The following is a 14,010-nucleotide window of genomic DNA, read 5'->3' on the forward strand; positions in this document are numbered from 1 at the left end:
TTTCTTTTAATTTAGATGATGAAAACAGCTAATACAACAAAAACTTCAGCAGCAACAACTGCATTTGTGACACCTGCCACATTGGAAACGGCAACAGCATTGGCAATGGCCACTGCATTGGCATAGGCTTCTGCGTTTACAGCCGCATTGGTGTTTGCTGAATTGCTGTAAAGTAAAATTTGATTTGTTGGTGAACCTTGGTTTTTAATTTTTGAAAGAGATGGCTTATCTTTAGATATGAGTGAAAAAGTGTTATAAAAACTTGGATATGTTTTATTTATATATGATTTTAACTCATTTGAATCAGCAACTAGTTCTTTATAATCATCTGAGTTTTTATCTATGCTTTTTTGTTTTAATGTTTTTTCATCTTGTGAAATAATTTGCATTCTTCTATGAATTCTCGAAACGAGCTCTATGAAATATTGATCTTTAGACATATTTAATAGATCTTGATTGTTTTTTTCGATATCAAAATTTTTGCCACTTTTGCTTTTTAGATTTTTCAAAAATTTTATATAATTAGCAATTTTATTTGCACTGTTTTCTTGAGGTTTCACCAAAATTTTATCGGAATTTTCATTAACAGTGTTTTGGGCAAAAGTTGAGTTTGCTGAAATCAATGTTAAAAAAGCTAAAATTTTTTTTAGATTTTTAGAATTCATGATGATATACCTCAGAAATATTTTATATTATAAAGCTATATGATGAGTATAAAATTCGTCGGAAAATTGACATTCGTATGGGTTTCTAATTATTCAAATTTAATATCAACATTTGCTATATAATTTTCTATTTTTTCAATTGATTTTAAAATATTTGGTTCTTTTTTTATCTTTGCAGCGTCTTCAATTTTTTTCCCTAATACACTTAACTCCTTAAAGCCATAAGAGCCACAGGTGCCTTTCAATTTATGCCCTAGGGATTCTATTAAAGAAAAATTTTGCTCTTCTAATGCTTTGCGTATCATTGCGATATCGCTTTTACGTTTTATAAGAAATTCAGGGATTATTTCTTCAAAATCTTTATCTAAAACAAGCGAGTTTTTTTTCCCCATATTGTCCATCCAGTTTATAGAAAAAATTATGAATCTAGATATTTTTTTATTTCGCTGAGAAAATCATTTTTTTTAATCGGTTTTGTTATATGTGCATTGCAGCCAGCCTTCAAGGTTTCCCCACCTCGTTCTTGTAAATCATTTGCTGTGATTGCAATAATTGGGATTGCGTTTCTTTTTTCATCAACCTCCCATTTGCGAATGGCACGGGTCGCTATGAGGCCATCCATTATCGGCATTTGTACATCCATTAAGATCAGATCATATTTTTTTATTCTAATTTTTTCAAATGCAATTTCACCATTTTGGGCAAATTCATATTTATATGCTGATTTCTTCAGATAAATAGACATGAGTAGACGATTCTCTTCATTATCGTCTACTATAAGAATTGTTTTTTCTGTTTTACTGGGAAGATTCTTTTCATCCATAATATCCTGCTATAAGAGTAAATTGTTAGGATGAAATATATAATTCATCCTAACAAACGGATTGCGAGTGCTGGTGTTTGATTCGTTTGTGCGAGAACAGCAACACCAGATTGTTTCAGTATGGAAGTTTGTGCGAGTTTTGCTGTTTCTTCTGCAAAATCAGTGTCTCTAATGCGGCTGTTACTTGCAGCATTGTTTTCAGCTTGAATACTGAGCTGATTGATGGTAGAATTGAGACGACTTTGAATCGCACCCATTGTTGCACGATAACCTGAAACTTTTGTTATCGCGTCATCGATGACACTTATAGATCTTTGTGAATGATCTTTTGTATTCACACTTGATTTTTCATCTTCTTCAGATGTACCAAGGTTAAGTCCTTCTTCATCAACCGTTGCATTTACATTACTTAAGTCAATGCGGATGATATCAGTTGGATTGATTTGATCTTTACCATCAATACTTTCAAAAAAGTTTTTACCAACTTGAATTTCGAGTGGGTATTCATTTGATCTCTTTTTAATTTCATCAGGCACATTGTCCTGATTACCTACGAGCAAAAGTGTTCCGTTAAATTCTGTAGTTTTTGAAATTCGTGTGATTTCATCTTTTAATTGTGAAAATTCTTTATTAAGGAATCCTCTTTCAATATTACCGATCGTATCACTTGCACCTTGCACAGAAAGTTCACGCAAACGACTTAAAATATTTCCAATTTCATTCAAACCACCCTCAGCTGTCTGAATTAACGAAACACCGTCACTCGCGTTACGTCTAGCCATTACAAGCCCGCGATAGTCAGCTTTTAATTTTTCACTAATTGCGAGTCCAGCAGCGTCATCAGAGGCTTTGTTAATTCTAAAACCTGAAGACAGTTTTTCCATTGCAAGATTATTCATATCATTGCTAATATTTAAGTTACGTTGTGCATTTAAAGATTGTACGTTAGTTGCAATGCGGAAACCCATAGTTTTTAACCTCCTGACTATGAACCATGATCCTGCTGCGCGAAAAAATCTTTAATTTTTTCTTATGCAGGATGCAATAATTTTGACTGCATCAAATTTGCATTCCTTTAATCGAATTAATGTTGGTTCACTTTAGGATTTATTAATAAAAAAAATGAATTATATTTTTATTTATAAAATTATGTATTTTAAATGAATGAGATTATTTTTATTATTTATTTTTTTATCAAATTTTATAGAATACGATTCCGAGCTTCTAAATATTCCATTTTTAATTTATGAACTAATTTGGTACAACTTAAAATTTCTTTAATTTCAGAAACAATTTGACCTATTTCAAGCTCGCCTTCTTGCAAATTGCCATTGAGCATTCCTTCTTTAGCTCTTCCTTTGCCAAGAAGTTTAAGCAGTTCTTCATTTGAAACGCAGTTATTTTCTGCTTGGGCTACTTTTTGGGCAAAGTCATTTTCAAGCAAACGCACGGGCACAATTTTTTTCATGCGAAGAAAAGTAGAATTGTACTGAGCATTGCACATAGCTTGTTTGAAGTTTTCATGAGCAGAGCTTTCTATTGTTGCTGCAAAGGCTGTGCCAATTTGAACTCCTTCCGCACCCATGGCAAGAGCTCCAAGAATGGAGCTGCCTGTCGCGATCCCTCCAGCTATAATAAAAGGGATTGCTAATTTATTTTGCAATTGTTGCAGCAAAACGAGGGTTGTTATTTCGTCACGTCCATTGTGCCCTCCCGCTTCAAAGCCTTCTACAACCACGGCATCGACGCCTGCATCTTGGCTTTTTTGGGCAAACTCTGGGGTGCTTACAACATGAACGACAGTACATCCTTCCTTTTTTAAAAAAGGAGTCCATTTTTTAGGGGAACCTGCACTGGTAAAAAATATTTTTATCCCAGCGTTTAGGGCGACTTTTATTTGTTCCTCGGTTTTGTCATATAATAGAGGGATATTTACACCAATAGGTTTTTGCGTCAGTGCATGAGCCTTATTAATTTGTGTTTTTAATAAATCAGGATTCATACTTCCTGCGCCAACAAGACCTAAGCACCCTGCATTTGCTGCTGCTGCAGCTAATTTCCCACCACTTACCCAAACCATACCAGCTTGGACAATTGGATTTTCAATATCAAATAATTCAAGAATTCTTGATTTTGGCCATTTAATTAATTCTGTATTCACTATTATTCTCCATTCATCTAAGTTGAGAGAAGATTATTCACTTTCTTTTTTAGCAGATGGAGCTTCTTGATTGGAAGAGTTTTTCTGAGATTCTTTTTTCCGCTTATTTGTTTCTTCCTCAATTTTTGAAATATGAGTTGGATAAAGAGGCGATGGATCGAGTTTAAAACCACAGGAATAAAAAGAACAAGAAAAAAGAACGAGTATAAAGAATTTGGTTGGTTTAATCTTTTGCATTGTTATTTCTTTTTGCAAAGAATGTAGTTATTCTTTTTTTATGTTCAAAATTTAAAAAATATTTATTGAAAATCTCATTGTCATATTCTTCAAGTTGATATGTTTCTTTAATATTAAGTCTATGCATAAGATCATTTCTGATATCAAGGGGAGCCTGTTCAATATTATCACGCCATTCATTGAGAGCGCGGTAACAGTTTTTTATGTTGAGAAAAGTGTTGTCGATCAAATTGAGATTGACCATCTGCTCGTAAAAAATGGAATGTCTCCCTATAATCATGGCAGATATTTTTTTGTGTGAGAGTTGCGGACAAAGTTCTGCAAGTCTAGACATTCCTCCCCACCCTGCAGGAATCGCAAATCTCATTTGGGTGAAATGCAAATCTGATTTTTTCCCAATACTCCATCTAAAATCAGTCGCTAAAGCTAATTCTGCTCCGCCTCCATAGGCTGAGCCCGCTAATAAGGTAACGGAAGGGATGGAGCAGCTGTGCAGGAGTTTACAGAATGCTTTTATGGATGAAGCATAGTTTTGGCAGAGTTCCTTGGAAGCATTTTTGAGGTCTGAAAGGTTTCCACCACTAGAAAATATGCCTTTGACAGAAGATTGAACCACAATTAATAGACAATTATTATCGGCAAGAAATTTTTGAAATATTGATAAATTGTTTTCTTTTTTCCAAGATATTTCTTGCATAACAGCTGACATGCGCAGACTAATAGCATTGCGCGTGGATGGAGAAGAAAATGTAATAAAGCATATATTATTGATTATATTTATTGAAAAATCTTCTCCATCAACAAGTTTTATCATCTATTTATTTCCTGACGTAAGCTTACTGAGTTCGATATCTACAGTATCTTTTTTATTATATGAAATGTTAGAACTGCTTGGTAATTCTGCAAAAGGGTCATTTTTAATCGTTGCTTTTTTAGAACTCACAGCATCGTCGAATGCGGACAGATGTTTAGAACGAGATCCCGCTAAACTGAGTTCTTTATCAAGATCTGTTTTTTCGGCACCTGTTAATTCTGTCGATAATTTTGCCACAGCTTTTGATTTTTGCCGAGCATTGCGGATGGCTTCAAGATTTTTAGAAGAAGAATCTACGGATAATCCTGAAAGGCGATCGTTGAGCTCTTTAATTTTTTGACTGCTGATAATATCTGCAACTGTTTCTGCCTCTTCCTTATTGAGGGAATCTATTTGTGTTTGCAGTTCTAATAATCTGACTTTGTAGCGCTCGATCGCTTGTTGTTGTTCGATGATTTCAGCTTCAAGCTCTTTGACCCTTTGCTCATTCTTTTCAGATTTATCAGCTAGTTGTGTATAAGCTGCTTTATATCGCTCATCGGGATTTTTTTTATACAGTTCGATCGCACCTGCCATTTTTTGTTGAAGTTCTTCGGATTCCCTAGAGATCTTTTTAACTTCTTCTGCCTTCATTTCACGTATACGAATGAGTTCTGCAACGGCTTCACGCATTTCTTGGTAATCTTTGCTCCAATCTTCTTTTGTTTTGCGAAATTGTGAGCGAATGGCATCGGCATTGGAAGTGACCATTTTGTCAGCCATCCTTTGTGTTTTACCTTCTGCAAGTCCAAATGCGCTTGAAAAAAAACGCCCTAAGCTATCTAAAAAACCCATATTTCCCTCCAATATTCCTAGTTTCCCCCGATTCGTATTCCGTCTCAGTGGCGAGTTGCTCGGAATAATACCAGTCATTTTTAATTCTGTTAAGGATCCAATATAATTTCTAACTTTATTTAAGATTCATCATTTTCTGAATAACCGATATCTTCTACAGTGGGAGGGGCGTCGTCTTTTTCTTCAAGAGAGTTTAGAGCAAGAGTAGCTTTTTTCTGTTCATCCAAATTTAATTGGAGTGAACGTAAGTTTGGTAATTCATTGAGGCTTGTGAGGCCAAAAACTTCTAAAAACTTAGTTGTTGTTTTGTATTCCAATGGATTGCCAACTTCTTTTCGAGTTCCAGATGCGTAAATAAGATCTTTTTCTTTCAGAGTTTGGACAATTGAGGAGCTATCAACCTGCCTTAAAGCATTGATTTGTGCGCGGGTAACGGGTTGGCGGTAAGCAACGATCGCTAGGGTTTCAAGCGCATTTTTACTTAATGAGCGAGCTTTCCCTGCATATTGTTTTTTAATTAACGGCAGATGCTCTTCGCGTGTCCGTATTTGGTATTTGTGATTGACCTCAACGAGTTCAAACGCTCTGTGTTCATAATCGAGAGCGATCGCTCGCAAAGCCATGCGCACATCCGAAAGAGAAACTTCCCCAATCCAAGCGCGAATTTCACCCGCTTCCAAAGCTGAATCGGCAACGAATAAAATGGCTTCAACCCTTGTTTTTAGAATATCGAAAGCAGATTTTGTATAAATACTGCTTTCTTTTTTGGGAAGTTTCTCTGTGTTTTGTAGTAAGTTTTCTTCTTCCATAATTTCCTAATGCTTAATTAATTTTCTTTTTTGCTATGCTCTTTTTTTTTGAGTTTTTTTTTCAGGTATAATTTGCGCGTCGATAATATTTCTATCAGCAATGCGTTTTTTTGCATCAGATATAAGTGTTTGCCCAATATTTTTTTTGAAGTTTTTAAATGCCTCAAGGCTTGTTGGTGCATTATTTAGCAAGACACTATTAACATATTTTACTATAGGAAGAAGATTTTTACCATTGTTATGTTCAACAAGCATTTTGGTAATTTCTTTTCTCACTTCTTCCGTTGCTTGATCTTGAGGTTGTTCTTTTAAAATATTTTTAACAGCAGAAGTCACAATCTTTTCTATTTCTGCATTTGTTTTTTGTCCAAGATCATTTGCTTTACCAAGTAAAACATTAATTTCTTCTTTGGAAAAAGAACGGGCTGAATCCACCGCTTTACGGGCAAATTGGAGGACGGCTTTTGGATGCAGATTCTCTTGGTTTTTTTTGAACGTATCGACGATTGAAGCAGAATTAATATTTTTAATATTGCTTATTAAAGCGCTAAATTTGCTTTCCATTTCATCATTCCTTGTGTTTTTAGCAAGCTTCCGCCGAGCACACTTACCTGACAGTTACTATTGCTGAGAAACTAAACCTCTAAGTATTCTCATACACCAAAACAGCGCATCATCAAATGACTAAATCAATGATTTTACAGATTTAATTTTAACTGTTTCCCTCTCAATCCATTTTGAAAATCAACAGCAGAGATGACCTTTTTTCCGGGAAGCTGCATCTCGAGTATTTCAAGGATTTGGGAGTCTCCACAGCAAATATTTAATGACTTTTGTGTAAAAATCAAATCACCTTTTTTCATATTTGTTAAGTTCTCAGAAACTCGGGTGGTAATGATTTTCATCTCAATAGATTCATTGTTCAAATTAAATGAAGATTTTGTATTTGGCCAGCCTGCAAAGGCACGAACTTTGTTATGGAGAGTCAAAGCAGGCTGGGAGAAATCGAGAAAACTTTCTTCGACTTTAATTTTATCTGCTTGAGTTGCTTTTGTGTGGTCTTGCTCATGCGCAGTTAAAGTGTTTGAGAAAAGTTTTGGCAAGGTTTTTAATAGAAGATGTGCCCCTTTTTCAAATAAAATATTGAGCAGATCTGGAGCTTTTATGGAGTTATTCAATTCATATTCTTCTTGAGCAGCAATAGGCCCTGCGTCCATTGCTGCCACAGAAAAGAGGATGCTCACACCTGTTTGACTCACACCGTCAGCAAGAGCTCTTTGGACAGGTGATGCTCCTCTGTAAAGAGGTAAAAGGCTTGGATGAATATTCAAGGTTCCATATTTAGGAATTTCTAAGAAGGCTTTGGGCAAGTAATTTCCATAGGCAGCAGTCACGCAGAGGTCTGGTTCTAAAGCTTTAATTGCAGCAAGAAACTCGGGATCTTTTGCGGATTGAGGAGTGAGAACGGGAACACCCTTTTCAAAAGCTAGCTTATGGGTGGGTGAGGGGGTTTCCCCTTTTCCGCGGGCAGAGCGACTCGGGGGTTGACTCACAACAAGAATAACTTTTAAAAATTGCTGGGCTTCGAGTAGAATTCGCAGAGCAATTTCTGCCACTTGAGGGGTTCCAAGAAAGACAATTTTTTTTCGGTTATCTGTATGCATAAGTTGAATAACTCTAGTTAATAATTAATTAAAAAGCACTAAAATGAGGTGCTGAGCGCTACTTTAGCTGAATATTTGCTATTGTTAAAGGGCGTCAAGGCTTTTTTAAAATAATTCTGTTTTAAAATGCCTTAGTAAAGTGGCTTCATTGATTTTAAGTTCATTTTCGACCTGTTCACGCCAGAAATCACGGTTTAAATAATCAACGTGTGGCACAGAAAAATCGGGTGCTTTTTTAAATGGAAAGGGTGTGCAATTGGCAAACTCTTTCGAATCATTTCGTGCACAAAAGAGGAGATCGATATCGAGATTGCGTGGCATCCATCTACTTTCTCTGGAATGACCGATGAGATCTTCAATTTCTACAATAAAATCATAAAGTTCATCGGGAGGTAGTGCAGATTCTGCGATACATACGAAGTTCAAATAATTTTCGTGATCATCGGTATTGTAAAGTGCATGGACAAGTGGTTTTGTCTCTATCCATTCACTTTGGGTGCGGATTTTAATTTTATTATCTAGTAACTTTATAGCTTTATAGAAATTCTTCCTTCTGTCGCCTAGATTGGAACCAAAGGCTAGAATGTATTTATAAGCGAAATTATAGTTGCTTTTCATAAAAAGAATGGGGTCCAAAAAAAAAGACGCAAATGAATGCGTCTTTTTAAGCTTGTAAATGGCTCATTTACTTGGAGTAAACGGTTGCCGCAAGTTGAGTGCGACCTTTTGAACGACGACGTTTGATAACGTTGCGTCCATTTTTAGTTGCCATGCGCGCACGGAAGCCGTGTTTGCGTTTACGAACTTTATTGCTAGGTTGAAATGTTCTTTTACTCATAGTGAAAATCCTCTCAAGTCACAGGAATCCTGTTGCTAGCACAAGCCTAAAGTTAGCGCAAGAGTAAAATTTAAAAATTGCAAAAAGGGAATTATTCTTCTTTATAAGTTGTTAAGCGAAGATAGTTTTTGACATTGTTGTATCCTGTGGCATAGCTTGTTTTCCTGATGCGTTAACATCATTTTACTTTAGTACGAAAGAGATTTAAAAATGGTTTTTAGAAAAAGAGAAGAGCGTTCACCTAAGAGAGAAGAACGTGTTGGCAAAGCAAAACAATCTTCAAGGTCACAAAGGGGTGAAAAGCCTTCCTTTTCAAGAGAATCAGCGCGTAAAAGCGATGATTCACATAAAAAACCACAAAGAACTGAAAGATCAAACCGCTCAGAAAGACCGCTCAGAACAGAGCGGTCAACAAGAACTGAAAGACCTGTTCGCACAGAAAGACCACAAAACCCAAGAAGTCGTTTTACCCGTGAGGTTAAAGAAGGTCGCAGCACTCTTGAAAAATCAGCAAACTTTTCAAAAAGACCAGAAAGAAGAGAACGCTCAAACGACAGAGCGCCGCGTGAGCTCTTTATTTGGGGTAGACGGACAGTCGAAGCATTTTTGTCAAATTTACATCAAAATAAAGAAATCGATAATCAAAAATACACACTGCACATCATTGTAGACAAAGCGGGCAAAGCGCCTTCACAGTTGAAACCAGCAGTCGAATCTTCACAATTGCTTGGCATCAAAGTTATTCCGCACACTTCAGCTGAAGAAACCTGGCCTCTTGCCGATGCTGCAGAAGATTTAAACCACCAACGTGTTTGTCTCAAAATTCCCGAATATCCAACGCAAAATATCGTTGATGCCATTGAATTTATTAAAAGTGCCAACGAGAATTCGGAACATGGTTGTGTCGGACTTGTCCTCGATCAAATCCAAGATCCACGCAATTTTGGTGCTATTATTCGCAGTGCAGCCTTTTTTGGCCTCAAATTTATCGTTTATGGCAATGACAGACAAGCGGATATCACTTCCCTCGTGTTAAAAACTTCGGCTGGTGGAGCTTTTTCAATTGCTCTTATTCCGACAGTGAATATCAATCGCGCGCTTATTCAATTGAAAGAAGCGGGTTCATGGATTGCAGGAGCCGCTTTAAGTGAAGATGCTACCTCGCTGAATGACCTACCTAAGGACAGAACTTGGGTTGCTGTGATGGGCAATGAAGGCAAAGGTTTGCGCAATGAAGTCATTAAAAACTGTGATTATGTCGTAAAAATACCGGGTGGACATGGTACAGTTGATTCTCTCAACGTAAGCGTGGCGACAGGCGTATTGGTGCATTCACTCAATAAATAATGTTGGTTTTATGCAAATTTTAGTTTCTTTAAACTTAAATGATTATCCAACTTATATCCCGCAATCTTTTGTACAGCGGTTTTTGCCAAAGACCGTTGTACTAAAAGAGGCTCCATTTTCTCAAGATTCTAATAAAAATATTCCAGTTTCTGGGCTCAATTGCCCAATTGCTTTTACTTTAAATGAACCTTTAACAAGTTCCTATTTATTAAAAGCGTGTCACAGCAATCGGGTGGTGCCAGCAGGTGACGAAAGCGAGGCCGATTCTCACTATATTTGCCTTGAAAAGTCTTTATCGACTCAGCCTTTACATGGAATGAAAGAAAATTTAGCAATTCGCACTGCGGATTGTTTAGCGGTGGCTTTCAGCTTTGAAGATAAATACTGCTTTATTGGGGCATTAGCGCATGCGGGTTGGCGGGGTTTGAGTTCAGGAATCTTACAAAACACTTTAGATAAAATTATACAGGAAGCTTTGCGTCTCGGTTATGCAGAGCAAGATTTTTTGCAAAATCTGCACATTCATATTGCCCCAGCTATTTTTGCTGTCAGTTATGAATGCGGAGAAGATGTTTTGCAGGCATTGACGCAACATAAAGATCTTCTTTTGCAAAAGTATCAAAACCAAGATTCCTTTGAAGATCTTTATCTGGAGCTGATTGATCTTAAAAAGGAGAATTCTTTTAAGAGTTTGATTGAAAGTAAGCATATATCTTTGGCAACACCCAATAGCAATGTAGTTAAAATTTTTCCCGATCTGCAACTTCTTGCTGCCCTTGAATGCGTGATTTCAGGGATACCTGAACGAAACATTGAGATTTTACGCGAGAATACGTATAGTCATCCAGTCCTATTTAGTTTTCGAGAAGCGACTCACAAAAAGACTGACAAGAGTTTTCGCCAATGGACACATCTTAGACTCCCCTTGTTAAATCGAAATTTATAAGGAGATTCTCATTTTTTGGCAGCTTTGTGAGCATGATTTGTCTTGCTCAATAAAATAGAACCGTGTTAGCTCTCACACTTATGGTACGTTTGGCTGAAAAGCTTGACTCGACAGGAGAACAAAAGCAAATGAATGAAGTTTCGAACATTGCCTATCGTTATGCAGCTCTTTTGTATGGTATTATAGCAGCATATTTCTGGTATATTTTTTATTCACTTTGGGTCTTTCTCGGAAAGCATTATTTCCCACAAAATGTATCAAGTATTTTTAGTCTTCAGAATCACAATTTTACGACTGTAAGCATAGTCGTAGCAACGGTTTTAACTTTGCTAGTGACCGTTGGTTTGATTCTGAATAAAAAGTTAAAGACATTCATAGTTGATGTTGGGGATGAGCTTTCTCGCGTAGCATGGCCAACTTTTAAAGAAGCGCAAAAAACCACTGCAATCGTTATTGCTTTGGTTATCGTTGCATCTATTGTGCTTTTTTTAGCGGACACTGTCTTTTTAAAGATAATTAATTTAATTATGTCTACAGCAGCATAATAATAGAGTAAAATTTTTGAGGAAAAAAACTCATGGTAGAACACAAAACAAATGAAACAGACGCATCCACTGCGCCATCTTCTTTTTCTCATGAAAGATTCAAATGGTATGCTGTTTTGACACAGTCAGGTATGGAAAAGAAAGCAAAAGCGACTCTTGAAGAGCGTATTAAAAAGCTAAAGATGACAGATTATTTTGGGCAAATTTTAATTCCAACCATGACCATCGAAAAAATCGACGAAAGTGGAAAGAAAAAGAAGGTTGAGCAAAAAATGATGCCTGGCTATCTATTTGTTCAAATGGATCCTGTGCATAAAGCGACTTTTGGTTGTGTGAAAGACACACCAAAAATATCTTCATTTATAGGTTCTGCTGCCAATCAAGATCCAAAACCAGTGCCCGATGAAGAAATCAGCCGTATCTTTAACCGTGCTGCAGAAGCCACCAAGGCATCGCCTGCGAAACCAGTTACAGCCTTTGAAAAAGGTGAAAAGGTTAAAGTTATTGACGGGCCATTTACAAACTTTGTGGGTGATATCGACGAAGTTAAGGCTGACAAAATGAAATTGCGTTTGCTTATTTCTGTGTTTGGTCGTGCAACACCGGTTGAACTTGAGTTCAGCAAGGTTGAAAAACTAAAAGACGGTGAGTGATTTAAGAATCAATTCATTTTGTATCTAATAAAAAAAACGAAAGCTCTGACTGTAAAAGTTGGAGCCTTCGTTTTTTTATGCGGAAAAAAATTCTGTATTTTATAATAATGCTTTCAAATTTGCCCAGCACGGGAAGTTCTCTCACTCAATGTTTGTGGTTCTGAAAATAAAGCGATTTGGGTCAGTTTATTATCATTAAGCTGGCTTTGGGCGAGTCCATGGGAAGAGGGGGGCTTGGCATATTGTTATATGGAAGACTCAATAGTTGCAATGATTATTGACTCTCTCTATCAACTGCTACATTTACTACGATAATTTAAATCTATTTTTCGAAGTATTTAATCAGTCTTATGAAAATCCATGAAAAATTGATCGAACAAATAAATTAATAAATTTAATTTTGAGGTTCTATTTTATCAATAGATTCATTCCATTCGTTATATGCAGTCATATCAAGGAAATAATTAATTTTTGGAACCTCAAAGGTGACAGATTTGTCTCTATAAGTATATAAAATAGGATTTAATATTTTATTTATATTTTCTATAATCTTTAAATATATTTTTTTAGGGATTTTTTTATAAGCATAAGCTAATGTAATATGAAAAGGTTTTGGAATTTTACTTTCTAAAGAGAAATGAGCTGCAGTCATTTGAATCTTTTCCATTTGCGCATACTCAAGAGGAACCTTTAATGATATTACGCTAGTGACTCTTGTTTTTAATAATTCAACACGTTTTAAATGAGGTTCAAAAGCATTTTTTTCGAGATATATTTTTAAATTTTTAAGTAAGGGTTTTTTTAATTTTATAAAAGAATTCCAATCTTTTCCGTTTTGACCACCATGATTTCTTTTTGTAAAAAGGTTAATTGTTGTCATATGATAACTTTTTGCTGGAAGGAGAGAGAAATATTTAGTTATTAATTGATCTTGACTTAGTTTTTGTTCAATTTCGTCCCACATTTTATGATTATCTTTATTAACTTTAGAAATCACTGTAATGCCAGGAAATTGAGAATATTTACCTGAAGAATCAATTTTTTTCAATTCAGCATAGGATAATTGCGCGAAAAATAAAGAAATTAATATCAAAAAGATAAAAATAAGTCTAAGCAGTATAGTGAATGCAAAGAGGATCCGCGAGTACATACTCATAAATAATTTATCCTACAGATTAGAGTTGATTACATTTGATTATAAATGAAGAAAAAAAATATTCATAGAAGATTAAACAAATTCTTTTAAAATATGCCTTGAATTCAATTTGGGATTCTTTTTTGCAAATATCAAAATTTAAGTTTATAATTTTACTAAAAAAAATCATTATATCTTCCAAAATGACCAAGTTTCGATTTCTTACTCATCTGCTCATCAGTATTGACATATATATGGTTTCCATTGCAGAAAAAAACAGTTTTTCATTTGTATTTTGAGCGTGTGATAGCTTCTGCTCTAAGTTTAAAACTCTGTTAAATTCATGAGCATATTGGCACGTATTTTCGAAAAGATATTAAAATTAGAGGTGCCTTTTAATTCGTTCCGACTGCATGCTGGAAAAAAAAGTATGGAAGAATACATATTGAAATAATAAGATTTTTTATACGATGATTTCATCGAAAAATCCTTAATATTTTATAATTATTGGATAATAATAATTATTTTGAGAAAAGAAT

General features: G+C 35.4%; 18 protein-coding genes. 4 read left to right on the forward strand and 14 right to left on the reverse strand.

The window, feature by feature from the left end; all coding sequences use genetic code 11:
• Positions 1–11 precede the first annotated feature (11 nt).
• From EZS29_RS02290 to rpmH, 13 genes are all read right to left on the reverse strand, one after another.
• On the reverse strand, positions 12–665 hold the full coding sequence (locus tag EZS29_RS02290) for a hypothetical protein (RefSeq protein WP_130606119.1): 654 nt from the start codon (positions 663–665) through the stop codon (positions 12–14).
• 89 nt (positions 666–754) lie between these two features.
• Positions 755–1,057 carry an Hpt domain-containing protein gene (locus tag EZS29_RS02295; protein WP_172603731.1) on the reverse strand — a complete coding sequence of 101 codons (303 nt, stop codon included), beginning with the start codon at positions 1,055–1,057 and terminating at the stop codon, positions 755–757.
• A gap of 26 nt (positions 1,058–1,083) precedes the next feature.
• Entirely contained in the window at positions 1,084–1,488 is a 405-nt protein-coding gene (locus EZS29_RS02300) for a response regulator (protein WP_130606123.1), read from the reverse strand.
• 44 nt (positions 1,489–1,532) lie between these two features.
• On the reverse strand, positions 1,533–2,456 hold the full coding sequence (locus EZS29_RS02305; RefSeq protein WP_130606125.1) for a flagellin N-terminal helical domain-containing protein: 924 nt from the start codon (positions 2,454–2,456) through the stop codon (positions 1,533–1,535).
• 233 nt (positions 2,457–2,689) lie between these two features.
• On the reverse strand, positions 2,690–3,649 hold the full coding sequence (locus tag EZS29_RS02310) for an NAD(P)H-dependent flavin oxidoreductase (RefSeq protein WP_216678704.1): 960 nt from the start codon (positions 3,647–3,649) through the stop codon (positions 2,690–2,692).
• Positions 3,650–3,682: 33 nt separating this feature from the next.
• Positions 3,683–3,886: a hypothetical protein gene (locus EZS29_RS02315; protein WP_130606127.1), complete on the reverse strand. Its 204-nt coding sequence runs from the start codon at positions 3,884–3,886 to the stop codon at positions 3,683–3,685.
• Positions 3,873–4,700: an enoyl-CoA hydratase/isomerase family protein gene (locus EZS29_RS02320; RefSeq protein ID WP_130606129.1), complete on the reverse strand. Its 828-nt coding sequence runs from the start codon at positions 4,698–4,700 to the stop codon at positions 3,873–3,875. The genes EZS29_RS02315 and EZS29_RS02320 overlap by 14 nt, the downstream gene beginning before the upstream one ends.
• Complete coding sequence (locus tag EZS29_RS02325) at positions 4,701–5,534, reverse strand: PspA/IM30 family protein (RefSeq protein ID WP_130606131.1); 834 nt, start codon at positions 5,532–5,534, stop codon at positions 4,701–4,703. It lies immediately after the preceding gene.
• 119 nt (positions 5,535–5,653) lie between these two features.
• Positions 5,654–6,343, reverse strand: a complete 690-nt coding sequence (scpB, locus tag EZS29_RS02330) for an SMC-Scp complex subunit ScpB (protein WP_130606133.1) — start codon at positions 6,341–6,343, stop codon at positions 5,654–5,656.
• Positions 6,344–6,376: 33 nt separating this feature from the next.
• The gene (locus tag EZS29_RS02335) at positions 6,377–6,907 is read right to left on the reverse strand and encodes a hypothetical protein (protein ID WP_130606135.1); all 531 of its coding nucleotides are present in this window, start codon (positions 6,905–6,907) and stop codon (positions 6,377–6,379) included.
• A gap of 134 nt (positions 6,908–7,041) precedes the next feature.
• On the reverse strand, positions 7,042–8,007 hold the full coding sequence (gene fmt, locus EZS29_RS02340; RefSeq protein WP_130606137.1) for a methionyl-tRNA formyltransferase: 966 nt from the start codon (positions 8,005–8,007) through the stop codon (positions 7,042–7,044).
• A gap of 105 nt (positions 8,008–8,112) precedes the next feature.
• A complete protein-coding gene (gene folK, locus EZS29_RS02345) occupies positions 8,113–8,625 on the reverse strand; it encodes a 2-amino-4-hydroxy-6-hydroxymethyldihydropteridine diphosphokinase (RefSeq protein WP_130606139.1) in 513 nt (170 codons plus the stop codon).
• A 67-nt stretch (positions 8,626–8,692) separates the two neighbouring features.
• On the reverse strand, positions 8,693–8,845 hold the full coding sequence (gene rpmH, locus EZS29_RS02350; protein WP_130606141.1) for a 50S ribosomal protein L34: 153 nt from the start codon (positions 8,843–8,845) through the stop codon (positions 8,693–8,695).
• Between the two features lie 210 nt (positions 8,846–9,055).
• Between rpmH and rlmB the strand changes: the two genes are divergently transcribed.
• The 4 genes from rlmB to nusG all read left to right on the forward strand — a co-directional run bounded on the left by rlmB (position 9,056) and on the right by nusG (position 12,336).
• Positions 9,056–10,192, forward strand: coding sequence for a 23S rRNA (guanosine(2251)-2'-O)-methyltransferase RlmB (gene rlmB / locus EZS29_RS02355; protein WP_130606143.1), 1,137 nt, complete (start codon positions 9,056–9,058; stop codon positions 10,190–10,192).
• 10 nt (positions 10,193–10,202) lie between these two features.
• Positions 10,203–11,138: a laccase domain-containing protein gene (locus EZS29_RS02360; RefSeq protein ID WP_130606145.1), complete on the forward strand. Its 936-nt coding sequence runs from the start codon at positions 10,203–10,205 to the stop codon at positions 11,136–11,138.
• A gap of 128 nt (positions 11,139–11,266) precedes the next feature.
• On the forward strand, positions 11,267–11,683 hold the full coding sequence (gene secE, locus EZS29_RS02365; protein WP_172603732.1) for a preprotein translocase subunit SecE: 417 nt from the start codon (positions 11,267–11,269) through the stop codon (positions 11,681–11,683).
• Positions 11,684–11,715: 32 nt separating this feature from the next.
• Positions 11,716–12,336: a transcription termination/antitermination protein NusG gene (gene nusG / locus EZS29_RS02370; RefSeq protein WP_130606149.1), complete on the forward strand. Its 621-nt coding sequence runs from the start codon at positions 11,716–11,718 to the stop codon at positions 12,334–12,336.
• Between the two features lie 394 nt (positions 12,337–12,730).
• Here nusG and EZS29_RS02375 read toward each other — a convergent pair whose 3' ends face one another.
• On the reverse strand, positions 12,731–13,492 hold the full coding sequence (locus EZS29_RS02375) for a DUF1868 domain-containing protein (protein ID WP_130606151.1): 762 nt from the start codon (positions 13,490–13,492) through the stop codon (positions 12,731–12,733).
• Between the last annotated feature and the right edge of the window lie 518 nt (positions 13,493–14,010).

It is taken from the genome of Fluviispira sanaruensis (genome assembly GCF_004295685.1).
Lineage (GTDB): Bacteria > Bdellovibrionota_B > Oligoflexia > Silvanigrellales > Silvanigrellaceae > Silvanigrella > Silvanigrella sanaruensis.